Here is a 24,715-nt window from a genome sequence, read left to right as displayed (position 1 = left end):
CCCTGCCCTTACTCTGCCGCAGCCTTGAAATTGTTGCGGGCCAATGCCGAGCATTCGGCCATCACGGCCGAAGCACGCGCGATCGGGTTCGTCAAATAGAAGTCTTTGATCGGCGACGCAAACCCGGATTTGGTCATCTGCCCGGCTTTTTTCGCAAGCGCGGCAATTTCGTCACCCGAACCTGCGGCGATCTCGTCGATCTCCGCGAAGTGCGGGTAAGCGGCATAGAGTTTCGCGCGAAGAGCCTGCAGCGAATCAAACGGCAGCTTCTTTCCGAGCACGTCGGAAAGGGCGCGGATGATCGCCCAGTCCTCGCGGGCCTCACCCGGCGCGAAGCCGGCGCGGTTGCCCATCTGGACACGTCCTTCGGTGTTGACCCAGGTGCCGGATTTTTCCGTATAGGCGGCGCCCGGCAGGATGACATCGGCGCTGTGAGCGCCGGCATCGCCGTGGCTGCCGATGTAGACGGTGAACGTCGAACCCTTCCTGGCGAAGTCGAGTTCGTCCGCGCCGAGCAGGAAGAGCACGTCCATGGAGCCCAACATTGCGCCGGCCGATGCACCGTTCGCACCCGGCACGAAACCGAGGTCGAGCCCGCCGACGCGCGCGGCTGCGGTGTGCAGGACGGCAAGGCCGTTCCACTCGGGCGAGACGGCTCCGACGGAAACCGCGAGCTTGGCGACATTCGCGAGAACGGCCGCGCCGTTTTCGCCGGCGAGAGCCCCCTGCCCCACGATGATCATCGGGGCCTTGGCATTCTTCAGTACGTCGACGAAGGCACCCTTGCCGGCGACGAGGTCGGCGAGCGTCTCGGAGCCAGCGCCGAGATAGTCGTACTGGTAGCGCAGTTCACCGCCTTCGCCGATCACGCCGATCGGGAAGCCGCCGCGGCGCCAGCGCTTGCGGATGCGGGCATTCAGGACGGCCGCTTCAAAGCGCGGATTGGCGCCGACGATGAGCAGCGCGTCGGCAGCTTCGATGCCTTCGATCGTCGGATTGAAGATATAGGTCGAGCGGCCGAGCGACGGATCGAGAGCGGCGCCGTCCTGGCGGCAGTCGATATTGGCCGAGCCGAGCGCGGAAACGAGTTCCTTCAGCGCATACATTTCCTCGACTGAGGCAAGGTCGCCGGCAATCGCGCCGATCTTGTCGCCCTTGGTCGCGGCAACGGCGGCCTTGACGGCGGCGAAAGCCTCGCCCCAGGTCGCTGGCTGCAGGCGGCCGTCACGGCGAACGTAAGGCCGGTCGAGACGCTGGGTCTTCAGGCCGTCCCAGATGAAGCGGCTCTTGTCGGAAATCCACTCTTCGTTGATCGCCTCGTTGACACGCGGCATGATGCGCATGACTTCGCGACCGCGGGTGTCGACACGGATGGCCGAGCCGACGGCGTCCATGACGTCGATCGATTCGGTCTTGCCGAGTTCCCACGGACGGGCGGTGAAGGCAAAGGGCTTCGAGGTCAGCGCGCCGACCGGGCAGAGATCGACGACGTTGCCCTGCAGCTCGGAGGTCATTGCCTGCTCGAGATAGGTGGTGATCTCGGCATCCTCGCCGCGGCCGATCAGGCCGAGCTCGGCAATGCCGGCGACTTCGGTCGTGAAGCGGACGCAACGCGTGCAGTGGATGCAGCGGTTCATCACGGTCTTGACGAGCGGGCCGATATACTTGTCCTCGACGGCGCGCTTGTTTTCCGTATAGCGCGAGCTGTCGACACCAAAGGCCATTGCCTGGTCCTGCAGGTCGCATTCGCCGCCCTGGTCGCAGATCGGGCAATCGAGCGGATGGTTGATCAGCAGGAACTCCATCACGCCTTCGCGGGCCTTTTTGACCATCGGCGTATTGGTGAAGACTTCCGGCAGTTCGCCGTTCGGGCCGCCGCGGATATCGCGCACGCCCATGGCGCAGGAGGCAGCCGGTTTCGGCGGGCCGCCCTTCACTTCGACGAGACACATGCGGCAATTGCCGGCGACCGACAGCCGCTCATGAAAACAAAAGCGCGGGACTTCGGCACCGGCTTCCTCGCACGCCTGCAACAGCGTGAAATGATCCGGAACTTCGATCTCTTTACCGTCGACTTTCAGCTTTGCCATATTCGCCTTCCTGCCTCACGCACACCGCGCTTGTTGCCAGAGTTTCACCTCCGGCAAGTGCGACCACCCGAAGGCTCTGTCGCTGTTGCCGTGCTTGTTCAATTCGTCGAGCCGCCCTTTCGCCTCGGCCACCGTGGGGATCTCTCCCGCAGCGACATGCCACATGACGAAATGCTGCTTTTCCATGATCTCGAACCATTCCGCGCGGCGGGCATAGAACTGCCGGTGAACGGTCTTCCATACGAAATTCTCGAATGACGCGACGTCGCGCCAGACACTCATGTTGACGATCACCAGCGGATCGTCGAAACCGTCGATCGCGGTCGCATTGCCGCTCTCGCCCTTCAGCCGCCAGACGAAGCCTTCGGACCGCTCGGCGATGCCGTTGACGAGGTCGAGCGCCTTGACGAAGGCTGCAACCCGCGGGTCCTCCAGCGGGTAGCGCAGCCGCGCGATGTTGAGTTCGGCGAGGTGCTGCGTCACGCCCCGCCCTCCTTCAGTGCCTTCGCCTGTGCCACCCAGCCGTCGCGGACGATGCGGCCACCGAGACCGATCTCGGTGTCGATGCGCGCCACGTCCTCGTCGCTCCAGCCGGCGATGTCGGCAAAGCGGGTGATGCCCATGCCGTTCAGGATCTGCTCGAGCTTCGGCCCGACGCCGGAAATCTTCTTCAGGTCGTCGGCCTTGCCGCGTCCCTTCGAGACTACCCTGGCAGGCTTCTTCGGCGTTGCAGCCTTCGGAGCGACAGACGCTGCAGCGGCGGGCGCTGCCTTCACGGGTTTCGTCGCAGCCGTCTTCCTTACCGGAGCGGCCGAAGCCTTGGCGGTGCGCTTTGCCTTCACAGCAGGCTCTTGGGTGACCGTCTTCGCAGCCGGCTCAGACGGCCCTGCCGGACGCTTATCCTGCGCCCTCTCGTCCTCGGCCTTGCGGGCGAGCGTCTCGGTCGCCTCCAGCGCGCCCTGGAGCGAGCCGAGGAAGGCGCTCGCCATCTGGGTCGCGAAACCGAAGCCGACCGCCGTCATCGCCGCAAGCGCTGCGGCGGGATGCGCCATCAGCGGGTGCAGCGGCAGACCGGACGCTTCCGGCACGGCATAGGACGCACGGCCGAAGTCGGCCGGCTTTGCCGCAACTTCCTCCCGTGTATTGTCCTTTGCCTTTGCCATCGTCCGGTTATCCTTACTCGGCGGCTTCCATCACAACGCCGTGGGCCATGGCGTTGCGGGTGTACTGATCGATGCGGGCTTCCATTTCCGGGCGGAAATGCTTGATGAGGCCCTGGATCGGCCAGGCGGCGGCGTCGCCGAGCGCACAGATGGTGTGGCCCTCGACCTGCTTGGTCACCTGGAACAGCATGTCGATCTCGCGCTTCTGGGCGTTGCCCTTCACCATGCGTTCCATGACGCGCATCATCCAGCCGGTGCCTTCGCGGCACGGCGTGCACTGGCCGCAGCTCTCGTGCTTGTAGAAGGCCGAGAGGCGCCAGATCGCCTTCACGATGTCGGTCGACTTGTCCATGACGATGACCGCTGCCGTGCCGAGCGAGGAACCGACTTCGCGCAGGCCGTCATAGTCCATGATGGCGTCCTTCATCTGGGCGCCCGGTACGCAAGGCACCGAGGAACCACCCGGGATGACGGCGAGCAGATTGTCCCAGCCGCCGCGGATGCCGCCGCAATGCTTTTCGATCAGTTCGTGGAACGGGATCGACATGGATTCCTCGACCGTGCACGGCTTGTTGACGTGGCCGGAGATCGAATAGAGCTTGGTCCCGGTGTTGTTCGGGCGGCCGAAGCTGGAATACCAGCCCGCACCGCGGCGCAGGATGGTCGGGGTCACGGCGATTGACTCGACGTTGTTGACCGTCGTCGGACAGCCGTAGAGGCCCATATTGGCCGGGAACGGAGGCTTCAGGCGCGGCTGACCCTTCTTGCCTTCGAGGCTTTCGAGCAGCGCGGTTTCCTCGCCGCAGATATAGGCGCCGGCACCGTGGTGGACGATGACGTCGATGTCGTAGCCGAGCTTGTTGTTCTTGCCCAGCAGACCGTATTCGTAGCACTCGTCGATCGCAGCCTGCAGCGCTTCACGCTCGCGCATGAACTCGCCGCGCACGTAGATGAAGGCGTGATGGGCACCCATGGCGAAGGAGGCGACAACACAGCCCTCGATCAGCGTATGCGGATCATGGCGCATGATATCGCGGTCCTTGCAGGTGCCGGGCTCGGACTCGTCGGCATTGACCACGAGGTAGTGCGGACGACCGTCGCTCTCCTTCGGCATGAAGGACCACTTGAGGCCGGTCGGGAAGCCGGCGCCGCCACGGCCGCGCAGGCCGGACGCCTTCACCTCGTTGATGATCCAGTCGCGGCCCTTTTCGAGCAGCTGCTTGGTTCCGTCCCAATGACCACGGCTCATGGCGCCCTTCAGGGACTTGTCCTTGAGGCCGTAGATGTTGGTAAAGATGCGATCCTGATCCTTCAACATATTCTAACCTCTTACCGCGGCTTCTTGCCGAAGACCTTGATGTATTCGGCCTCGCCGCCCTTGGCGAGCGCCTTGGCCTGCTTGACCCAGTCGTCCCGCTCGATGCGGCCGCCGAACTTCAGATAGCCGTCGACCCATTCGCGCTCGGCCTTCTTCCAGGAGGCGATCTGCGCGAAGGTGTAGATGCCGAGTTCGTGAAGGGTGGCTTCGATCTTCGGACCGACGCCGGAAATCATCTTCAGGTCGTCCGGGGTGGCCGGCTTCTCGATCCCGGCCGGACGGTTCTTGTCGCCGGCGGCGCTGGCCGGAGAAACGACTTCCTTGACTTCGTCGCTGACCGGAGCGGCCTTTGCCGGTGCTTTCCTAGCGGATGCGGCATCAAGCAGCGTGGTCGGGCCACCGGCCGGCGCCGAGTAGACGCGGTCGATCTGCGGACCCGGCTTCACCTCGGCACCCCTTCCCGCTTCGAAGCGGTCGATGATGTCTTCGAGCTGTTCCGGGGTCAGGTCTTCGTAGGAATCCTTGAAGATCATCACCATCGGCGCGTTGACGCAGGCGCCCTGACACTCGACCTCTTCCCACGACAGCGTGCCGTCGGCATTGAGCTCGAAGGGATCGTGGTGGATCTTGTGCTTGCAGACCTCGATCAGCTCCTCGGCGCCACGCAGCATGCACGGCGTCGTGCCGCAGACCTGGATGTGGGCGCGGGTGCCAACCGGCTTCAGCTGGAACTGGGTGTAGAAGGTGGCCACTTCCAGCACGCGGATATACGGCATCGCGAGCATGTCGGCGACGTGTTCGATCGCCGCGCGCGTCACCCATCCTTCCTGTTCCTGTGCCCGCATCAGCAGCGGGATGACCGCCGATTGCTGGCGGCCCTCAGGATATTTGCGAATGGTCTTCTCGGCCCAGGCCGCATTCTCCTCGTTGAAGGAGAAGCTGGCGGGCTGGACGCGATCTTCGGCTAGTCGACGAACGGACATTCTTCCTCACGCCTTGTCTCAGTTTATGGATCCACACCTGGAATTCTGCAAAGACGCGAATTCACAGGCGTAGGCCGAGTTCTCTTTCTGCAGGAACACGATGAACTTCGAGCCGTTCGGGACGGCCGCCTTGATCTCGTATCCCTGCTTGATGAGTTCCGCCATGGTCGTCGACGAGCCCTGCGACGAGACCGCTGCGTCCTGGGCGAAAACGCCCGGAGCAACGGCCAGAAGAGCAAGCGTCAACAAACCACGGCGCATTACCGATCCACCTCTCCGAACACGATGTCGAGCGAACCGATCAGCGCCGCCATGTCGGCGAGCATGTGACCGCGGCCAAGGAAATCCATGGCCGAGAGATGGGCGTAACCCGGAGCGCGAATCTTGCAGCGGTACGGCTTGTTGGAGCCGTCCGACACCAGGTAGACGCCGAACTCGCCCTTCGGCGCTTCGACCGAAGCATAAACTTCGCCTGCCGGAACGTGATAACCTTCGGTGTAGAGCTTGAAGTGGTGGATCAGCGCTTCCATAGAACGCTTCATTTCGCCACGCTTCGGCGGCACGACCTTGCCGTCGAGCGAGGAGACCGGACCGTTCCTCGCTTCGCCCTTCAAGCGCGCGAGCACCTGCTTCATGATCCTGACGGACTGGCGCATCTCCTCCATGCGGACGAGATAGCGGTCGTAACAGTCGCCGTTCAGGCCGACCGGAACGTCGAAGTCGAAATCGGCATAGCATTCGTAGGGCTGCGACTTGCGCAGGTCCCAGGCGGCGCCCGAACCGCGGACCATGACGCCCGAGAATCCCCAGGCCCAGGCATCTTCCAGCGACACGACGCCGATATCGACGTTGCGCTGCTTGAAGATACGGTTGCCGGTCAGAAGCTTGTCAATGTCGGCAAGCCGGGCGGGAAACTGGTCGCACCACTTGTCGATATCGTCCACGAGCTCCGGCGGCAGATCCTGATGGACACCGCCCGGACGGAAATAGGCCGCATGCATGCGCGCGCCGGAGGCGCGCTCGTAGAACACCATCAGCTTTTCGCGCTCTTCGAAGCCCCAGAGCGGCGGCGTCAGCGCACCGCAGTCCATGGCCTGCGTCGTAACGTTGAGCAGGTGATTGAGAATGCGTCCGATTTCGGAATACAGAACCCGGATCAACTGTCCGCGGATCGGAATTTCGATCCCCAGAAGCTTCTCCACCGCCAACGCGAATGCGTGCTCCTGGTTCATCGGCGCGACGTAGTCGAGCCGGTCGAAGTAGGGAACGGCCTGCAGATAGGTCTTGGTTTCGATCAGCTTTTCCGTGCCGCGATGAAGCAGGCCGATATGCGGATCGACGCGCTCGACAACTTCACCGTCGAGTTCGAGCACGAGACGCAGAACGCCGTGAGCAGAAGGGTGCTCCGGGCCGAAATTGATCGTAAAATTGCGGACGTTATGTTCGTTCATGGCACTAACCTTCCGCTTACTTGTCCGCCTTCTCGTCGCCCGGCAGCACGTAATCCGTGCCCTCCCAAGGCGAGAGAAAGTCGAAGCTACGGAATTCCTGTTTCAGTTCGACCGGCTCGTAGATCACGCGCTTGGCCGAGTCGTCATAACGCACTTCGACGAAACCCGTCGTCGGGAAGTCCTTGCGGAGCGGATGCCCCTCGAAACCGTAGTCGGTCAGGATGCGACGCATATCCGGATGACCGGAGAACGGAATTCCATAGAGATCCCAAGCCTCGCGTTCGAACCAGTCGGCGCCAGGATAGACCGCCGTCGCCGAGGGAACCGATTCGTCCTCGGCAACCGCCAACTTCACCCGAATGCGGACATTCTGGCGCGGCGACAGCAGATGATAGACGACATCGAATCGCTTTTCGCGCTCCGGGTAATCGACACCGCATATATCAATGAAACAGACAAAACCGCACTGCACGTCGTCGCGCAGGAACGCCAGCAGATCAATGATGGAATCCGGCGTCGTGACCAGCGTCAGTTCGTCGTACGCCACCTCAGCCGAGGAAATCAGCGAGCCTCGCACTTCCTTCAGGTAGGACGCAAGCTCGTTCAGGGCTTCACTCATCTTGTTGTCCTTTGCCCTTAGCGCTCGATCGTTCCAGTGCGGCGGATCTTTTTCTGCAGCAGGAGAACGCCATAGATCAGGGCCTCCGCCGTGGGGGGACAGCCCGGCACGTAGATATCCACCGGCACCACACGGTCACAACCGCGCACGACGGAATAGGAATAGTGATAGTAGCCACCGCCATTGGCACACGAGCCCATGGAAATGACGTAACGCGGCTCCGGCATCTGGTCATAGACCTTGCGCAGCGCCGGCGCCATCTTGTTGGTGAGCGTGCCGGCGACGATCATCACGTCCGACTGGCGCGGACTGGCGCGCGGCGCGAAACCGAAGCGCTCCATGTCGTAGCGCGGCATCGAGGCCTGCATCATCTCGACGGCGCAACAGGCCAGGCCGAACTGCATCCACATCAGCGAGCCGGTACGGGCCCAGGTGATGAGCTCGTCGGTCGAGGTGACCAGAAAGCCCTTGTCGGCCAGTTCGTTGTTGATCTCACCGAAATAGGCATCGTCGCTACCGATCGGCTTGCCGGTCGCGGGATCGACGATACCCTTGGGCTGAGGCGCGACCAGGGTCGACTTGTCCTGCACTAATCCCATTCGAGCGCCCCCTTCTTCCATTCATAGATAAAGCCGACAGTCAGAACGGCGAGGAACACCATCATCGACCAGAACCCGAACCAGCCGAGATCGCCGAAGGACACCGCCCAGGGAAAAAGGAAGGCAACTTCCAAGTCGAAGATAATGAACAGAATCGACACCAGATAGAAGCGGATGTCGAATTTCACGCGGGCATCATCGAAAGCGTTGAAGCCGCATTCAAAGGCCGAAAGCTTTTCCGGATCGGGCGCCTTGAAGGCCACGGCAAACGGCGCGATCAACAGCGCCAGGCCGATAACGAGGGCGATGCCGATAAAGATTGCGATCGGAAGGTAGGAACTGAGCAGTTCAGTCATCATATCCATCCCTGCTTGCTGTGTAATGCCGGGAGGCACCGTGCCCGAAGGCGGACAAGCCGAAAAGAGAGTTGTAACGCGCCGTGGTTAGCGCAGGTGCCGCCCCAGTGCAAGACCGCAAAGGCCTTTTCACGTGCCGCATCCCGACTTTCTGAGCCGACTTTAGAACGACAAAAACGAAACGCCCGATCACACCTTCGTGTTTCCGGCAAACGCATTTCTGAGAGAAAAAAGTGGCGCGAGTGACGGGGCTCGAACCCGCGACCTCCGGCGTGACAGGCCGGCACTCTAACCGACTGAGCTACACCCGCGCATATGCTCCGCAACGAAAGCGGAACCCGACATCACAACTGGCAATCTACCACATCGCGACGTCATCAGAAACATGTCCAGGAATGGCGCGAGTGACGGGGCTCGAACCCGCGACCTCCGGCGTGACAGGCCGGCACTCTAACCGACTGAGCTACACCCGCACTTCCTAGCACGACCGGCGAACCGGCCCGACCGAGCGGCCTCGGCCGTTCGATGAGCGGCTAACTAAGGGGTTCGCGAATGGGTGTCAAGCGCGTTCGAAGACAAAACAATGACGGAACGAAAATTGTTCGGCCCGCCGGTCGCGGCCCCAAAATCCACAGGCTCACGCGCCACGCGCCCTCCGCCGCCGCAGCCCCGCAAATCCGGGCCTTTTGCCGGAAGGAACCACGGCACGCAGAAAAAAAGACAAAAAAACTTCGAAAATCCTCTTGCGGATTTTCCGCGATCCGCATAGATCACGGCCACCGACGCGGCGGGCACTGACCCGCGTTCGCGAAAGGGCGATTAGCTCAGTTGGTAGAGCGCCTCGTTTACACCGAGGATGTCGGGAGTTCGAGTCTCTCATCGCCCACCATTCTATCCCTTTGATTTCATTCAGACCCCTTGCGCCATAAGGCTTTTCGCCCATATTGACGTCACAAATCGCGTCACAAAATTGGGTTTCGAATGGCTGGCAAACTCCGGCACTGGAAAGAGCGCAATGGTCGGTTCTCGGCCCGACTCGTTATTCCTCCCCACCTCCGGCCCTACCTCGACAACAAGGTGGAACTTGAAATCCAGCTAGGCGGCGACCGCCGAACGGCTCTTCGGAACCACGCCGCCGCCGTCGCTTCGATCCAAAGACAGATTGGACTTGCCCGGCAGAAGCACGAGGCCGCGACCGGGCGGCAGGTGAAGCCAGCACCCTACCCGCTCACGGCCCAACAGATCGCCTTGCGCGACTATGAAAGCCAGATCACCTTTGATGCGGAGATAAGGGCGCACGACCCCCGCTATTCACAGATGGGTGTGGATGCCGCCGAAGGCCGCAGGTTCCGGGACGGCTTTGCGGGGAAACTCACAGACGAAGAGCTAGACGATCTTGTCGGCGCACGGGTGGAGCGCGCCCGGCTCGCCGGTAACACCGATGCCGTCCGGGGGACGCCAGCTTGGCGCGTGCTGGCACAAGCCCTTTGCGTGGCAACCTATGAGGCGATGCTTCGGCAGGACGAACGGGACGAAGGCAACTTCACCGGCTCGCCGGTCCATCCCGTGCTTGCCCAAGCGCCGCCATTATATAATGACGGGCCGGACCCGATCACGTTCGATACGATCATTGACGAAGAGGTGAAGCGCAGGGCGCGCGGGAAGAACGCCAAGCCCCTGCCAGATCGCACCGTGAAGAAGTATCGCGATCATTGCGCGGCCTTTGCCAAATGGCGCAAGAGCGATAACGCCCTGACTGTCACCGCCGCCGAAGGCAAGGGGTGGATCGAATCCTTGCAGGACGCTGGCGAACTCAGCAACCGCACCGTCAAAGCGATGCTTCAGAACCTCCGCACGGTCATGAATTGGGGAAGGCAGAACGACCCCGAAACGTTCTTCCCGGCTGGCAATCCGCTGAACGGCATCAAGGCCCCGGACTACACTACCCTTCCCTCATATCTCCGCGCCTTCACCATGGACGAAGCCAAGCTTGTTCTTTCCGCCGCCCGGAAGGAAGAGAAAGCCATGTTCCGTTGGATACCCTGGCTATGCGCATATTCAGGGATGCGCGTTAGCGAAGCCGGAAACCTTCGCAAGGAAGACTTCTTCGAACTCAATGGCCGTTGGTATTGGAAAGTCACGACCGTTGGCGCACGCTCTTTGAAGACAGCCAGCAGTGAGCGGCGCATTCCGGTTCACAAGGCCCTTTCCGACGAGGGCTTGATTGAATTCGTCCGTGCCGCGAAGCCGGGCCGCCTGTTCAAGGGCGACACCAAGGACGCCGTCCTTATTCAGCCAAGAATCAGCACATGGGTTCGCGGCTTCATCCCCTTCGACAAGCGCCCCGAGCTATCCCCAAATCATGGCTGGCGTCACCTGTTCGAAGACCTTTGCCGCCGTGACCATGTCCCGGAGGACGCCCGGAACTACATCACCGGGCGCACCGATGGCGGCTCACAAGAGCTTTACGGTCGAAGCGAGGTAATGCTTCCCGGATTGGCAAACGCGATTGATCGAATCACGCCCCTCCCAATAGACAACAAATAGTCATCAATTCTCGAAAATCATCACTTTTCGTGATTTAAGGGATTCACACCAGATTCTTCGTATGAGACAATATTCCTAGATCGAAATAGGAATAGCGTCCCATATGGGTTTTCTTGACGACGTGAAGCGAAAGATTGGCTGGACGGAAACGAAATCCGTCGCCCTTTCCGATCCGGGCATTTACGACCTCTTCGGCATTCGCTCGACTGTTAGCGGCGTGAACGTCGGCGGCATGTCGGCACTCAACATTCCCGCCGTCCTTCAGGCCGTCCGGTTGATTTCCGAAAGCGTCGGCTCACTGCCGATCAAGCTTTACCGCGACGGCACGGACGGCAAGGAAGTCGCCAAGGAACACACGGCCTATAAGATCGTCCGCAAGCGCGCGAACGAATGGACCGGCGCGGGAAAGCTCCGCACCGAACTTACCGCCGACGCCCTGATTTATGGCAACGGCTTCGCCCGTGTCGCCCGGTATCCCGATGGACGCCCGTTCGAATTGATCCGGCTGAAGCCGGGCACCGTGTCCGTTGTCGAAGACCCCTATGCCTCCGCGCCGCCGGTCTACCGCGTTTCGGAAAATGGCGGCTCGACGGACTACCCCCACACCGAAATTCTTCACATTCCGTCCTTCCTTGGCCGCTCGCCGGTTTCGTTCGGCAGGGAAGCCATCGGCCTTACCGCCGTCCTTGAACGCGATGCCGCACAACTGTTCGGCAGCGGTCGGCGACCGTCCGGCGTGATCTCAAATGAGAAAGCCCAGATGGGCGAAGCTGGCGCAAACGCCATCACCAACATTCGCAAGAGCTTCCGGGAGTGGCAGCGCAGCGCCTCCGGCGATCCCCTGATTATGGATAGCGGGTGGAAGTATGACACCCCGGCCATGACCTCGACCGATGCCCAATTCCTTGAGCATCGCCTTGAACAGGTCCGGGAAATCGCCCGTGTCTTCGGCGTCCCGCCGACAATGCTTTTCGAGCTTACACGCGGCACTTGGTCGAACACGGAACAGATGGGCGCGCAATTCCTTCAGCTTTGCCTTCGCCCGTGGCTGGACACATGGCAGGACGCCCTTGCGACCGTCCTTCTCAGCGAGGACGAACAGGACGCCCATTATTTCGAATTCGTGACAGACGACCTTATGCGCGCCGATGCGGCGAGCCGCACCGCGAACATGACGGCGCTTGTTGCCGCCCGTGTCCTTTCCCCGAACGAAGCCCGCGCGATCCTCAACCTTCCGCCGCTTCCCGGTGGCGATGAACTGATCAACCCCCACACCACCAGCAGCGCCGAGCCTGTCCAAAGTCTGGACACGGCCCCGGCGAAGGAACCCGCATGATCGAACACCGCGCATTTTTCGGCGACGGGGAAAAGGTCTTCGCCTTCCCGACCCTCGAAATCATCCGGGAGCTTGAAGCCGCGACCGGCCACGGCATCGGCGCGCTTCATCGCCGTTTCCGGTTCGAAGACTTCAGCCTGTCCGACATTGAACACGTCATCCGGCTTGGCCTGATCGGCGGCGGCACCACGCCCGCCGACGCCGCCCGCCTTGTGACCGTCTACCTTGTCGGTCGCCCGTTGCGGGAAACGCTGGACCTCGCCAGCGACGTAATTTCCGTCCTGTTCTACGGCAACGACGCCGACGACACGACCGACCAGACAACCGACTCCGTCAAGGATGCCGCCAAGACCGGCGACCTCGCCGCCGCCCTGAATGACGCCCTGAAGCAGGTGGCCGAATGACCGCCGCCACGCTCGAAAACCTCGAAATCAAAGCGGAAGTCTCGATTGACGACACCGGCACCGTGACCGGCATCGCGTGGCCGTTCGGCAAACCGGACAGCTACGGCGATCTTATCGAGCCGTCCGCTTTCAACTTCGCACCGGAAGTCCCGATGCTCATGGAGCATGACGGGCGGAAGGTTGTCGGCATCTGGAATTCTTATGCCGTCACGGACAAGGGCCTTGAGGTGAAGGGCCGCTTGTTTGTCGAAGGCGTGGACCCTGCCAAGCAAGCCCGCCGCCACATGAAGGCGGGCGTCATGTCTGGCCTGTCCATCGGCTACCGGCTCCACGAGCACAAAGCCCGACCTGAAGGCGGGCGCGTTCTTACCAGCCTCACCATCACCGAAATCAGCCTTTGCCGCCGCCCGGTCCACCCGGACGCCCGGACCATCGAAGTCAAATCCATCATCGAAGGAAACAGCATGGAAAACGAACTGCAGAACGAGCCGGAACAGAAATCCGACCCGGTTGTGAGCGCCGACGAAATCAAGGCCCTCAAGGACGAAATCGCCACCATCAAGGCGAAGATGAACCGCCGCCCCGTCGCCGCCAACAACAATCACCCGGACGCCAGCAACGACAACAGGACCGAAGTTAAGGCATTCGCCGACTTCGTTCGCACTGGCGATGCCAGCGAATACAAGTCGCTTGGCTACGCCTCACCGTCCACGGGCGGCATTCTGGCACCGGAAGCGGTTGCCACCACCATTCTGGAAAAGGTCGCCGAATTCTCCCCGGTTCGCGGCCTTGCGCAGGCCATCGCCATGTCCGGCCCGCTGCTTCAGCTTCCGCGCCTTGTGAACGAAGTGACGCCGCAGTCGGTTGCCGAAACGGCCCCGCGCCCGGAAGGCGAACCGACGTTCGAACAGATCGACCTCAAGGCCTTCGAAATGGCCGTGACGATCCCGGTCACGCGCATCCTTCTGGAAGATGCCCAGATCGACCTTTCTTCCTACCTGTCCAACCATCTCGCACGTCGCTTCGGCCAGACGGAAGCCGCATGGTTCGTCAACGGCAATGGCACGACGCAGGCCGAAGGCGTTCTGAATTCGGCGGAAGTCATCGAGAAGGCAGGCGCAGTTGCCGCCGATGACCTGATCGATCTCTTCTATGCGATCAAGACCGCCTATTCGGCAAACGGTTCCTGGCTCATGAACCGCAAGACGATGGCGGCGGTTCGCAAGCTGAAGGACACGGACGGTTCCTATATCTGGCAGCCTGCCCTTTCCGCAGGTCAGCCCGCCACCCTGCTTGGCCGCCCGGTCTATGAAGGCGTGGACATGCCGGACGTTGCCGCCGACGCCACGCCGATTGTCTTCGGTGACTTCGCCAGCGGCTACGCCATTGCTGACCGTGTCGGCTTCGAACTTACCCGCGACGACCTGACCGGCGCTGATAACGGCATCGTCAAGCTTCGTGGCCGTCGCCGTGTCGGTGGCCGTGTCGTCATGGGCGAAGCGCTCGCAAAGCTGAAGATCGCCTAAGCCATGATCAAGCGGCGCGCATACGAAGAGATTACGATTGCGCACGGCGTGACCCTTCGCCCTTCCTTGCGCGCCGCTACCGTCCTTGAAGAGCGTTACGGCCTTCCGAACCTGTTCCGGGCGCTGGACGACCTCAGCCTTACGATCATTTCCGAAATCATTCTGGTATCCTTTAGCAGCGGCAACCAGAATGCAGCGGCCTTCCTGTCTTCACTCCGGGGAAGGCCGCTTCTCCCCTTTTTCCTGTCCGTTCGCGCCCCGCTCGCCGAACTCGTTTCCATGCTCACCCCGGCACCCGATCCGAAGGCGAAGCACAAGCCGACGACCGGCAAGCCCGTGACATGGTCCGAAGTCTTCGCCGCCCTCTATGAGCGCGCAACCGGCTGGCTTGGCTGGACGCCTGAACAGGCTTGGAACGCCACCCCGACCGAAATCGACCGGGCCTATAGGGCGCACCTCGGAAAGCTGAAGGCCATCAACGGCGGCACGGACGACGACAAGGAATCCGACCCCGAACAGGCAGAGCGCAACGTTGCCGCTGGCCTCGATCCCGAATTTGACCGTGCCGGACTTCACGCCCTTAAAGGCATGGGGAAGAAGGCATGAACAAGCCGCCCCGCCTTTGCGCTTGTGGCGCAATCGTTCCCCACGGCCTGCTTTGCGAATGCCAGCAGAAGGCCAAGCGCGAACGCAATGCCCGCCACGACGCCCGCCGCCCTTCAGCCCGTGCGCGTGGCTATGATCATGAATGGCGCAAAGCCCGCCTCGAATACCTGGCTTCGCACCCGCATTGCCGTGAGTGCAGCAAGCAGGGCGTCACGCGCCTTGCTACCGTCGTTGACCACATCATTCCGCACCGTGGCGACAAGCGCCTCTTCTGGCACCGGGCGAACTGGCAACCCCTTTGCCAGCCCTGCCATGACAGCGTGAAGCAGCGTGCCGAAAGGACGCTTCATGTCCAACGGTAGAAAGCGCCGCGAAATCAACACTGATAACAGGAACGGCGAGCGCGGCCTTTGGGTCGCCGTCGTCCTTCAGGCCATTGAGGACGCAACGGCGAACGGAAAGGCTCATTCCCTTGCCCGTCAACAGGCCCGCTCTTGGTTCCGTCGTGGCAATCCCGACTTCATCGAAGTTTGCAATCTTGCTGGCTTGGACCCGGAAGCGACCTATGAAAAGGCCATTGCGGCAATCGAGCGCCATGACGCCCGTGGCGATAACAGTATCCCCCGGAAGCAGGGCGCACCCCTTCGGATTTACACACTGAACGGCGTCAGCAAGACGATTGCCGAATGGTCCGAACAGAGCGGCATTCCCACCACGATCATTCGTAACCGCCTCACAAATGGCTGGACGCTCAACGACGCACTAAACCGGAAGGTGGAACCTAAAAGGGGCGTCACCTACACCGTGAACGGCGAAACCCGAACGCTTCCGGAATGGGCCAAAGCCCTTGGCGTGCCTACTTCCACGCTTACCGCGCGTCTTGGCAGTGGACGCACACCGGAAGAAGCATTCACCCGCGACTTCAAACGGATGCCCCGCAGCGTCCCGCCCGTCGGACGGCGGAAGGCAAAGCCCCACACCCTGAACGGCGTATCCAAAACCATTGCCCAATGGGCAGCATCGCATGGGCTGAAGGAACACACCCTTGCGCAGCGACTTCGCGACGGCATGACCTTGGCCGATGCCCTTTCCGTTCCTGTTCGCCAGCGTGTCGCCAAAGCAACTGTCCCGATCTCACCAGACCAGCCGCCAAAGCAACCCAAGCCCCGCCCGGGGGTGGTCTTCGACTTTGGGGCGTTTGAGGGGACCGGCGCGGGGAGCACCGCACAAGAGACACCGAATTTAGAATTTTCAAAGGAAGCAGCCGAATGACAGGCATCACGCCGGAACTGGCGAAGCAGCACATGCGCATTGATCACGGCGACGAAGACGCCTTGATCATGCTCTACATCGAAGCCGCCGAACAGTATGCCGCGAACTACATCGGCAAACCCCTCGCCGACCTTGACCCGTTCCCGGCGGACCTGAAGCTCGCCATTCTCCGGCTTGTCGCCTTCTATTACGAGTGCCGGAACATCGCCACCTTCGGCCTGTCTTCCCAGATCGCGCCGCAGGGCGTGGCCGTCACCCTCGATAGCTACCGTGAGAAGTGGTTTCACGATGGCGCATGACGGCCTCGAAAACCTCATGGCGGCGTTTGATCGCGTGAAGGCAGCACCCCGGAAGGGCATCAACAAGGCGCTTATGTCGGCGGCGGAAGACCTCGCCTCGATGCAACGGCATCTTGCTCCCGACGATCCGGCGACCGGCGCGCCCGATCTCAAAACCTCCATCGCCGTCACCGGCCCCGGCGAACAGACCCCGCCTTATAGCCAGCCGGGCGGCTCCCGCGTGGCCGGTGAACATGAGGTGATCGTGACCGCTGGCAATACGGAAGTTCGATACCCCCACCTTGTCGAATACGGGACCAGCAAGACCGAAGCGCAACCGTTCTTTTGGCCTGCCGTTCGCCTTCTCCGCAAAAGCCTTCAGCAGCGCATTGACCGTGCCGGGCGCAAAGCCGTCCGGGACGCATGGAAAGGATAGCCCATGGAACCCGTCACCGCCCTTCAGATTGCCATTCGCGCCCGGCTTCTCAGCAAGCCGGAAGTCACGGCGCTTGTGCCCGCCGATCATATCCGGGCGGGCAGCACCCGGCCCGACAAGACGCCGTGCATCATCATGAGCGATGGCAACACGACCCTTCACGGTAACGACTACCGTGCGCAGAGCGCCGCGTGGGTTTACCTCGACCTGCACATTTGGACGCTGGACGCCGGACAGGATGCCGCCAAGGAAATCGCCGGAACCGTCGCCGCCGCCCTGTCAAAATACAATCTGCCAATCGACGGCGGCTATTGCGACCATTTCAAAGTGACCGGAACCCGGTTCCCGCGCGTCCCGGACCCGGCCTATGGGCATGGCGTCCTGTCCGTCGAAGCGCTCATTCGTTGGGTGGCCTGATGCTCAACATTGGGAACATGGATCGCCGCATTACCATCGAGCGGGAAACCGAAACCGTGAAGCCGTCCGGCGACGTGGTGAAGGCGTGGGCACCCATCGCGCCGCCCGTTTGGGCCGAAGTGCTTCAGCAGACGGCAACCGAATTCTTCACCGGCTACGGCGAGGCCGAAACCGGGACCATGATTTTCCGTGTCCGTTATCGCCCTGGCATCACGACCGCCGACCGTGTCACCTACAACGGGACGGCCTACGGCCTGAAGGAAATCAAGGAACTCGGCAGGTTCGAAGCCCTTGAGCTTCGCGGCGAGGCCCTGAAATGACGCACCTTCGCGGCGTGAAGCCCGCCGCCCAACCCGCCGCCGATCCGCTGAAGAAGGCACCGGCAGCGCCGAAGCACTTTTCGGAATATGCCCGTGCGGAATGGAAGCGCATCATCCCGGACGTGATCGCCCGTGGCATCGTGACGAAAGCCGATCTTGGCGGCATCGAAGAACTTTGCATGGCGCGCGGCCTTGCCCGAGAGCTGGAAACGAAGCTTCGCGATCCGGCAACCGGCGACATTGACCTGAAGATTGCCCGTGCGCAGGACAAGGCCGTCCAGACGGCCCGGCAGCTTGCGGCGGAATTCGGCTTGTCGCCCGTGTCCCGTTCGCGTGTTGCTAGCGCCGGACCCGCCGACGATGACGACGACAACCCGCTTGTGATCGGCAGGAACCGCCCGGTTGTCTAAGAGCGCTTTCCCCGAATGGCTTATCGACGGTAGCACCATTTCCGACCCGTTCGGCTATGGGCGGGACGCCGTAGATTTCATCCGGGCACTGAAGCACCCGGCCAGCACCGCGCCAAAGGGCCGCTTTCAGCTTTACGACTTTCAGGAACGCATGACGCGCCGCATCTATGGCCCCCGAAACCCGGACGGCTCCCGGATCGTGCGCACCGTTTTCCTGATGCTTCCCCGTGGCAACCGCAAGACCAGCATCGCCGCCGCGTGGGCGCTTCTCCATACCATCGGCCCGGAAGCGCGTCCGGCAGGACAGGCAATCTTTGCCGCGTCGGATCGCGAACAGGCTGGCATTGGCTTCAAGGAAGCCGCGAACATCGTCCGGGAAGATCGCCGCCTTGTCGCGGCGACCCGTATCTATGACGCGCACAACAGCGTCAAGAAAATCTTCGCCAAGCACAACAAGGCCGAACTCTTGGCCGTTTCCAGTGACGGCGCGGCGCAACACGGCAAGACGCCGTCCTTTGTCCTTGTCGACGAAATCCACGCTTGGAAGGGCCGCGACCTTTGGGAAGCCCTCAAGTCCGGCATGGCGAAGGTTCCCGACACGCTCATGATCATCGCCACGACTGCCGGGCGTGGGCAAGAGAATATCGGTTTCGAGCTTTACGAATACGCCCGGAAGGTCGCGACCGGCGAGATTGACGACCCCGCCTTTCTGCCGATCATCTTCGAAGCAGACCCCGGCGACGATTGGCGCGACGAAGCGGTTTGGCACAAGACCAACCCCGGCCTTGTGCACGGCTTCCCCGATCTTGGCGGCTTGCGCACCATGGCACGCGAGGCCGAACACCGCCCCGCCGAAAGGTTCGCATTCCAGCAGTTCCATTTGAATGTGTGGATGGCGGCAACCCGCGACCCCCTCTTTGATATGGCCGTCTATGACGCCGGGCGCGACCTCCATTTTGACCTTGCCGAACTTGAACACCTGCCGTGCTGGCTTGGCGTTGACCTGTCCCGCTCCGGCGACCTGACCGCCATCGTTGGCGCGTGGCGGCACAACGATGGGCGCGTGTCCGTCCACCCGTGGTTCTTCCTGCCGTCCGATGGATTGGAAGACAAAGCCAAGGTTGAACAGGTTCCCTATCCCCGGTGGCGCGACGACGGCCTCTTGAACGTCATCGATGGCCCCGTGATCGAACCCGACGCCATTGCCGACAAGATCATTGACCTTTGCGGCACCTATGACGTTCGCGAGGTGGTCTTTGACCCGTCGCTTGCCGGGCCGATCATGGGCAAGCTCATGGATCACGGCATCAACGTGCTTCAGGTCCGACAGACGCCCGTCAACATGCACGGCCCGATTTGCGACCTTGAGCGCGTCGTGAATGGCCGTCGCATCCGCCACGGCGCGCACCCCATCCTTCGCAATCATTTTGACAGCGTCGTGGTGAAGCGCGCCGCCAACGCGGGGGAGCTTGTCACGATGCACAAGGGCACCCGGCATTCAAACCATATCGACGGCGCTATTGCATCGGCCTTGGCCGTGTCCCGTGCCGCCGCGAACGACAACACCCGATCCATTTTCGATCTTTCCCCGGAAGAATTCGACAGGCTCCGCGAGGAAGCCGAAGCAGCATAGGAGCCTAACAGATGGCAGACGACGAACAGCGCCTTTTGGTCTCGTTTGAGGCCCGCCTGACAAAATTTGAACGCGACCTTGAGCGCGGCAAGAACCGGACCCGCCGCGACTTCCGGCAGATGCAGAAGGACGCCGAACAAGCCGGTTCCGGCATCACCAAGGCCATGAACGGCGCAATGAAGACCGTTGGCGCATTCGGCAAGGGCTTGGCCGGCGGCATCGTCGGCGGGCTTGCGATTGGTGGCCTCGACCAGATCATTTCGCGCGTCGGCGACATTGCCAAGGGCGTCGCGAACATCGCCAACGAAGCCAAGCGCGCCGGTCTTGGCACCAAGGCGTTTCAGGAACTCGGCTATGTCGCCGAACAGAACCGCATCCCGGTTGACGCTCTTGTTGACGGCATGAAGGAACTGAACATTCGCATTGACGAGTATGCGAACGAAGGGACCGGGGCGGGCGCTGACGCCTTCCGCCGTCTCGGCTTCTCTGCCGACGAACTGAAGCGGAAGCTTGCCGACCCTTCGGCGTTGCTCGTGGAAATTCTCGACCGTCTCCGCACCCTCGACCGGGCCGCACAGTCCCGCATCCTTGAAGACGTATTCGGTGGCGAAGGTGGCGAGCAGTTTATCCAGCTTCTCGACCGTGGGGCGGATAGCATCCGGGCCACGGTCAAGGAAGCCAATGACCTTGGCCTTGTCATGAGCGACGAGCTCATTGCGCGCGCCGACGAATTTAACCGCAAGTGGGCCGCGATCGGCGGAACGATCGGCACCTACGTAAAGGAGGCCGTGCTTGGCCTCGCCTTTGCCGCCGACGACTTCCTTGACCGTTTCAACGCTCTTGAGGAACAGGCAACGCGGAATGTCGAGCGGGCACTTTCCGGCACCTATGACAAGTTGACCGCAGCCAAGGCCCGCTTTTCCGATCTTCAGCTTGATAAGGGCATCTATCCCGACGACCCGACCATTGACCTCAACATTGAACGCCAGAAGCAGCTTATCGAAGAACTGTCCGGCGAGGCCCTGAAGCTTCGCGACATTCTCGACCGGCGCAACGGCTATTCCGAAGACTTCATCTACAAGACCGGCGAGGACGCGAAGGGCGCGAAGCCGCCCCTCGACAATCTCAACAACGCCCTTTCCGGGACCGGCAGCGCCGCCGACAAGGCCGTTTCCGGTATCAACAGCTATACGGACGCCATTCGCGCCCTGAAGAATGAAGTCCCGGAACTCGCCGCGTCCCTCAAGGATTTGGACGCCAAGGCCAAGATTGAAGCGATCTATCAACAGGCCCTTGCCCGTGCGCAGGGACAGCGGGAAATCGCCCTGGCCAACGAGATGCGCGGCAAGGCGCTTTCGTCGCTCAACCTCAAGAGCGCGACCGACGACCCGACCACCTACCTCTCTTCAGTGCTGGCTTCCGGCAAGGGGCGAAGCCATATCGACGGCATGGCCGATGCCTTCGCGTCGAAGCTGGCGAAGATGCTGGCATCCATGCCCGATAACTTGAAGGGCAGCGTCACCATCACGTCGGGCTATCGTTCGATTGAACGCCAGCAGCAGATTTGGCTTGAAGCCCTGAAGAAGTATGGATCCCCGGAAGCCGCCCGGAAGTGGGCGGCACCGCCCGGCAATAGCCAGCACAACAAGGGCAACGCCGCCGATCTCGGCTATTCGTCCGACGCCGCCCGGCAGTGGATGCACCAGAACGCGGGAAGCTTCGGCCTGTCCTTCCCGTTGTCGAACGAGAACTGGCATATTGAGGACGCCGACGCCCGGAACGGACAGGTTGCCGCCGAAATCGACCGCCTGACACAAGCCGCCACCCGGCAGGCCGACGCATATAGCCAGATCACGCAAGGTGCCAAGCAATACACCAACGCCCAGCAGTTCGAACAGCAGGCCCTTGGCATGACCGCCCAGCGGGCGGCGGCGCTTCGATTCGAACAGGACATGCTCAACGAAGCGCAGCGGGCCGGTATCCAGCTTTCGCCCCAGCAGCGGCAACAGATCGCCCAGCTTGCGCAGGGGATGGCACAAGCTGAAATGGCAACCGAAGGGCTTCGTCAGAAGCAGGAAGGCCTTGCCGAAGCCGGGCAGTTCTTCGGCACCCAAATCACCGACGCTTTGACCGGGCTTCTCACGGGCACCATGACGGCGGAACAGGCGTTGCAGTCCATGCTGCAAACTCTGATCAAGGTCGGGCTTCAGGCCGTGCTCATGGGCGAAGGCCCCTTGGCTGGCCTCTTCGGTGGCCTTCTCGGCGGCTTGTTTGGTGCGCTCTTCGGTTTCGCCGATGGCGGTTGGACCGGCCCCGGCTCGAAGCATCAACCGGCGGGTGTTGTCCATGCCGACGAATTCGTCTTCTCGAAGAAGGCCGTCAACCGGATCGGCGTTCGAAACCTCGCCGCGATGCACAGTGGCGCGCTGAAGGGCTATGCAGAAGGCGGGCACGTCACGGCCACGCCGACGCTTTCCACGCCCGACGTTCGCAGCGTGGTTGCCGCCCCGGTTCAAGCGATCTCGATTAGCGCGCCGATCACCGTCAATGGCTCGGCAGGCACGCCCGAACAGAATGCCGACCTTGCCGCGAAGATGGCCCGGCAGATGGAAGCGACCATGCGCGGCGTCGTGTCCGACGAGCTTCGTCGCCAATCGCGTCCCGGAAATTGGGGGAATTCGCGCTCCCGCTAACCCTCCGCTCCGTGTCCAGACTTTGGACACGGCATATTCCGCCGCAGCGAGTCACCGACGCGCGTTCAGGGTGCGGGATAGGGAAAGACACCCGGAAGAACCGGAAGGCTCTCCAGGACTCTTTATGAGTCTTTTAGTAGAGGTGGGCCAATTTTCGGACCGGGGAAGGGTTATTGCGTCAAAAAGCTCCCGGCTTACTATTCTTAGTAATATAACAAACTAAATAATAGACATAATAGTATGAAGCACCCATTTTGACGCCAAAACTCTCCCGGCCCGGAAAGGGAGTTACCCGGAGGACTATTGAAGCCAAGACCCTCCCGGAACCCGAAGACCTTCCGCCGCCCATGCGATACCTTCCGCGCTCCCGGATCGGGCCTGAACCTTCCGCCTCCCAAAAAGTTCGCCAGCCATTCATTTTCCCCGAGTGTGCGATTTCCGGAACGCTATAGGCCCGGACGTGCACAGCGTGTCACCACGCGAAGGCCGGGCGGTTCTTTCATCCTTTCTTGCCGCCCGGCCTGTCTTTGAGAAAGGGCGGTAGCAAAGGAACTGCGATGGCGAGACCTCGCAAATACAAGACAGAGGCAGAGGCCAAGGCCGCCAAGGTTGAGCAACGACGCCAGCAGCGAGCCGCCGAACACGCCCGCAAGATTGCCCCCACGAAACGTAAGGACGCCGCCGTGAACTATCCCGCCGCACCGATCAACGCCGAAACCCTCGAAATCATCGAAGCGATTTGTGCGATAGCTGGCGAACTCAGTTTCTCCGGCAGGCCGATGAAGAGCGACAATCTCCACGCCGCCGCAAAGATCATGGCGCAATGGGAACGCGAGAACCGGCAGACGCTTCCGGTCCTTCCCGACGACGCCCCGGTCTATGCCGCCGTAAAGGGCCGTTCGGTGAAAGAGCGCGTTGACCTGCCTTACAAGTGGGGCAAGCTCCGCACCCACGTCCGCTATGACGCCGCCATTGCGCTTCCCCGTGCGTCCCGCAACTCGACTGCGAACAAGAGCCGGGACGCGAAAGACCAAGCCGCCGCCGATGCTGCCGGGCTTTCCCTTGCCGACTACCGCGCCCGCCGCGAGGCCGCAGCGATTTCCGCATGGAACGACAAGGCCGCGACCGCCGCACTCAAGGTCAAGGGCGAAACCACCCTCGCCAAGCGTAAGGCGCGGATCGACCGGCAGGACGCTCGCCGCATGAAGGAACATGAGACGTTTGGGCGCTTCTAGTGCTCAATAAGTAAGCGCTTACTTAGTCTAAGTATCTGATTTATATAATAAATATTTCAGACCACCCCTAGACATGCGATTCGGCGCGCCCTAAGATTCTGTCAACCCAAACAGAAAGGATGCCCCATGAAAAATGTCTACATTCCCGCCGACGTGTTCGATGGCCTGACCCAGGGCCTCGCCAAGCGCCTCAATGACGGCCTGATGCCGCATATCTCCGGCCATATCGAGCCGCACCAGATCGCCGAAATCCTCGCCGACTCTTGCCTGCTACCTGCCGACGTGATGCGGCAAGTCATCATCGATCAGAACGCCGAAGCCTACCGACAGGCGGAAAGCATGGTTCCGGCGGTGGCGCGGCCCGCCTGATCGCCATTGATTTTCCCCGTTGACTTTCAATTACTCTTACTGTCTAAACAGTAATGAAAGGAGACGCCATGCCTATTTCGAACGCAGAAGCGCAACGCCGTTGGCGACAGCGCCAAAAAGAAAAGCGACAAGACAACCGTAAGCAGTCGGAAGCCTCGCATTGGTATGTGAAGGGCGATTTCCAGACTTTCCTTGACGAACATCCAGCTTGGTCGGAATTCGAGCTTCCCCTCGACCTGATGGGATTGAATTCGCCCGACTTCCGGGATGGGACACCGACAACAGCCACGGGTTTAGAAATCGACCCGGAAGACCCACACCACGCAGCCCTCTTCAAGAGCATGGGCCGTGCAGACGTTTTCGTCGGCTTGTTGCTTGAGGCGGCGACGGTCCTCGCTCGGCGCGTCAACGAATTCAAGTTGAAGGAAATCGGCGAACGGATTCAGGAAATCGAGGCGTCGGAATGGACGGACCCGGCAGCGAAGAAGCAAGCCCTCAGCGACATGGTGCGGCTTACGAAGATGCGCGACCAGCTTTCCAAGCAAGTTCGCATAAACCTTCCACAGTGGAAGGTTACGGGAGAATAGCCAGTGAATACTGCCGGAACGGGCGTCGATTGGACCCGCACCCGATCCGGCAGGAGCATGAGCGAGG

General features: G+C 61.6%; 27 protein-coding genes and 3 tRNA genes. 18 read left to right on the top strand and 12 right to left on the bottom strand.

What is annotated here, in order from left to right:
* Window positions 1–8: 8 nt before the first annotated feature.
* The 12 genes from nuoG to DFR48_RS05360 all read right to left on the bottom strand — a co-directional run bounded on the left by nuoG (window position 9) and on the right by DFR48_RS05360 (window position 9,052).
* Window positions 9–2,090 carry an NADH-quinone oxidoreductase subunit NuoG gene (gene nuoG, locus DFR48_RS05415; RefSeq protein WP_114362174.1) on the bottom strand — a complete coding sequence of 694 codons (2,082 nt, stop codon included), beginning with the start codon at window positions 2,088–2,090 and terminating at the stop codon, window positions 9–11.
* Window positions 2,091–2,105: 15 nt separating this feature from the next.
* Window positions 2,106–2,573, bottom strand: a complete 468-nt coding sequence (locus DFR48_RS05410; protein WP_114362172.1) for a DUF3291 domain-containing protein — start codon at window positions 2,571–2,573, stop codon at window positions 2,106–2,108.
* Entirely contained in the window at window positions 2,570–3,253 is a 684-nt protein-coding gene (locus DFR48_RS05405) for a 5' DNA nuclease (protein ID WP_114362170.1), read from the bottom strand. Before DFR48_RS05405 ends, DFR48_RS05410 begins: the two co-directional genes overlap by 4 nt.
* Before the next feature lie 13 nt (window positions 3,254–3,266).
* The gene (nuoF, locus tag DFR48_RS05400; protein WP_114362168.1) at window positions 3,267–4,571 is read right to left on the bottom strand and encodes an NADH-quinone oxidoreductase subunit NuoF; all 1,305 of its coding nucleotides are present in this window, start codon (window positions 4,569–4,571) and stop codon (window positions 3,267–3,269) included.
* A gap of 11 nt (window positions 4,572–4,582) precedes the next feature.
* A complete protein-coding gene (nuoE, locus tag DFR48_RS05395; RefSeq protein WP_114362167.1) occupies window positions 4,583–5,554 on the bottom strand; it encodes an NADH-quinone oxidoreductase subunit NuoE in 972 nt (323 codons plus the stop codon).
* Window positions 5,555–5,572: 18 nt separating this feature from the next.
* Window positions 5,573–5,815: a hypothetical protein gene (locus DFR48_RS05390; protein WP_114362165.1), complete on the bottom strand. Its 243-nt coding sequence runs from the start codon at window positions 5,813–5,815 to the stop codon at window positions 5,573–5,575.
* Window positions 5,815–7,005 (bottom strand): NADH-quinone oxidoreductase subunit D, encoded by a 1,191-nt coding sequence (locus tag DFR48_RS05385; protein ID WP_114362163.1) that lies wholly within the window; start codon window positions 7,003–7,005, stop codon window positions 5,815–5,817. Before DFR48_RS05385 ends, DFR48_RS05390 begins: the two co-directional genes overlap by 1 nt.
* Window positions 7,006–7,021: 16 nt before the next feature.
* The gene (locus DFR48_RS05380; protein ID WP_114362162.1) at window positions 7,022–7,624 is read right to left on the bottom strand and encodes an NADH-quinone oxidoreductase subunit C; all 603 of its coding nucleotides are present in this window, start codon (window positions 7,622–7,624) and stop codon (window positions 7,022–7,024) included.
* A 17-nt stretch (window positions 7,625–7,641) separates the two neighbouring features.
* Window positions 7,642–8,223 (bottom strand): NuoB/complex I 20 kDa subunit family protein, encoded by a 582-nt coding sequence (locus DFR48_RS05375; RefSeq protein WP_170141803.1) that lies wholly within the window; start codon window positions 8,221–8,223, stop codon window positions 7,642–7,644.
* Window positions 8,214–8,579, bottom strand: coding sequence for an NADH-quinone oxidoreductase subunit A (locus DFR48_RS05370; protein ID WP_114362322.1), 366 nt, complete (start codon window positions 8,577–8,579; stop codon window positions 8,214–8,216). The genes DFR48_RS05375 and DFR48_RS05370 overlap by 10 nt, the downstream gene beginning before the upstream one ends.
* A 234-nt stretch (window positions 8,580–8,813) precedes the next feature.
* Window positions 8,814–8,890, bottom strand: a tRNA-Asp gene (locus DFR48_RS05365).
* Between the two features lie 85 nt (window positions 8,891–8,975).
* Window positions 8,976–9,052: transfer RNA gene (locus DFR48_RS05360), tRNA-Asp, on the bottom strand.
* Window positions 9,053–9,392: 340 nt separating this feature from the next.
* Here DFR48_RS05360 and DFR48_RS05355 point away from each other — a divergent pair.
* From DFR48_RS05355 to DFR48_RS05270, 18 genes are all read left to right on the top strand, one after another.
* Window positions 9,393–9,468 (top strand) — tRNA-Val (locus tag DFR48_RS05355).
* 92 nt (window positions 9,469–9,560) lie between these two features.
* Window positions 9,561–11,126, top strand: coding sequence for a site-specific integrase (locus tag DFR48_RS05350; protein ID WP_114362158.1), 1,566 nt, complete (start codon window positions 9,561–9,563; stop codon window positions 11,124–11,126).
* Between the two features lie 103 nt (window positions 11,127–11,229).
* The gene (locus tag DFR48_RS05345) at window positions 11,230–12,462 is read left to right on the top strand and encodes a phage portal protein (RefSeq protein WP_114362157.1); all 1,233 of its coding nucleotides are present in this window, start codon (window positions 11,230–11,232) and stop codon (window positions 12,460–12,462) included.
* Complete coding sequence (locus DFR48_RS05340) at window positions 12,459–12,866, top strand: gene transfer agent family protein (RefSeq protein ID WP_114362155.1); 408 nt, start codon at window positions 12,459–12,461, stop codon at window positions 12,864–12,866. The genes DFR48_RS05345 and DFR48_RS05340 overlap by 4 nt, the downstream gene beginning before the upstream one ends.
* The gene (locus DFR48_RS05335; protein ID WP_114362153.1) at window positions 12,863–14,392 is read left to right on the top strand and encodes a phage major capsid protein; all 1,530 of its coding nucleotides are present in this window, start codon (window positions 12,863–12,865) and stop codon (window positions 14,390–14,392) included. The genes DFR48_RS05340 and DFR48_RS05335 overlap by 4 nt, the downstream gene beginning before the upstream one ends.
* A gap of 3 nt (window positions 14,393–14,395) precedes the next feature.
* Entirely contained in the window at window positions 14,396–14,998 is a 603-nt protein-coding gene (locus tag DFR48_RS05330) for a hypothetical protein (protein ID WP_114362152.1), read from the top strand.
* Window positions 14,995–15,360 (top strand): HNH endonuclease, encoded by a 366-nt coding sequence (locus DFR48_RS05325; protein ID WP_114362151.1) that lies wholly within the window; start codon window positions 14,995–14,997, stop codon window positions 15,358–15,360. Before DFR48_RS05330 ends, DFR48_RS05325 begins: the two co-directional genes overlap by 4 nt.
* Entirely contained in the window at window positions 15,347–16,270 is a 924-nt protein-coding gene (locus DFR48_RS05320) for a hypothetical protein (RefSeq protein WP_114362149.1), read from the top strand. Before DFR48_RS05325 ends, DFR48_RS05320 begins: the two co-directional genes overlap by 14 nt.
* Window positions 16,267–16,569 carry a head-tail connector protein gene (locus tag DFR48_RS05315; RefSeq protein WP_114362147.1) on the top strand — a complete coding sequence of 101 codons (303 nt, stop codon included), beginning with the start codon at window positions 16,267–16,269 and terminating at the stop codon, window positions 16,567–16,569. The genes DFR48_RS05320 and DFR48_RS05315 overlap by 4 nt, the downstream gene beginning before the upstream one ends.
* Window positions 16,559–16,984, top strand: a complete 426-nt coding sequence (locus DFR48_RS05310; RefSeq protein ID WP_114362146.1) for an HK97-gp10 family putative phage morphogenesis protein — start codon at window positions 16,559–16,561, stop codon at window positions 16,982–16,984. The genes DFR48_RS05315 and DFR48_RS05310 overlap by 11 nt, the downstream gene beginning before the upstream one ends.
* A 3-nt stretch (window positions 16,985–16,987) precedes the next feature.
* Entirely contained in the window at window positions 16,988–17,401 is a 414-nt protein-coding gene (locus DFR48_RS05305) for a DUF3168 domain-containing protein (protein WP_114362145.1), read from the top strand.
* A complete protein-coding gene (locus DFR48_RS05300) occupies window positions 17,401–17,721 on the top strand; it encodes a phage head closure protein (protein WP_114362144.1) in 321 nt (106 codons plus the stop codon). The genes DFR48_RS05305 and DFR48_RS05300 overlap by 1 nt, the downstream gene beginning before the upstream one ends.
* Window positions 17,718–18,131 (top strand): phage terminase small subunit P27 family, encoded by a 414-nt coding sequence (locus DFR48_RS05295; RefSeq protein ID WP_114362142.1) that lies wholly within the window; start codon window positions 17,718–17,720, stop codon window positions 18,129–18,131. Before DFR48_RS05300 ends, DFR48_RS05295 begins: the two co-directional genes overlap by 4 nt.
* On the top strand, window positions 18,124–19,764 hold the full coding sequence (locus tag DFR48_RS05290) for a terminase large subunit (protein WP_114362141.1): 1,641 nt from the start codon (window positions 18,124–18,126) through the stop codon (window positions 19,762–19,764). The genes DFR48_RS05295 and DFR48_RS05290 overlap by 8 nt, the downstream gene beginning before the upstream one ends.
* A gap of 11 nt (window positions 19,765–19,775) precedes the next feature.
* Window positions 19,776–22,457 (top strand): D-alanyl-D-alanine carboxypeptidase family protein, encoded by a 2,682-nt coding sequence (locus DFR48_RS05285; protein ID WP_114362139.1) that lies wholly within the window; start codon window positions 19,776–19,778, stop codon window positions 22,455–22,457.
* A gap of 557 nt (window positions 22,458–23,014) precedes the next feature.
* Window positions 23,015–23,692, top strand: coding sequence for a hypothetical protein (locus tag DFR48_RS05280; RefSeq protein ID WP_114362137.1), 678 nt, complete (start codon window positions 23,015–23,017; stop codon window positions 23,690–23,692).
* A 126-nt stretch (window positions 23,693–23,818) separates the two neighbouring features.
* Window positions 23,819–24,061, top strand: a complete 243-nt coding sequence (locus DFR48_RS05275; protein WP_114362136.1) for a hypothetical protein — start codon at window positions 23,819–23,821, stop codon at window positions 24,059–24,061.
* Between the two features lie 68 nt (window positions 24,062–24,129).
* Complete coding sequence (locus DFR48_RS05270; RefSeq protein ID WP_114362134.1) at window positions 24,130–24,648, top strand: hypothetical protein; 519 nt, start codon at window positions 24,130–24,132, stop codon at window positions 24,646–24,648.
* The last annotated feature ends 67 nt before the right edge of the window (window positions 24,649–24,715 follow it).

The sequence above is a fragment of the Ciceribacter lividus genome (genome assembly GCF_003337715.1).
GTDB lineage: Bacteria > Pseudomonadota > Alphaproteobacteria > Rhizobiales > Rhizobiaceae > Allorhizobium > Allorhizobium lividum.
This window is presented reverse-complemented; position numbering and strand designations above follow the sequence as displayed.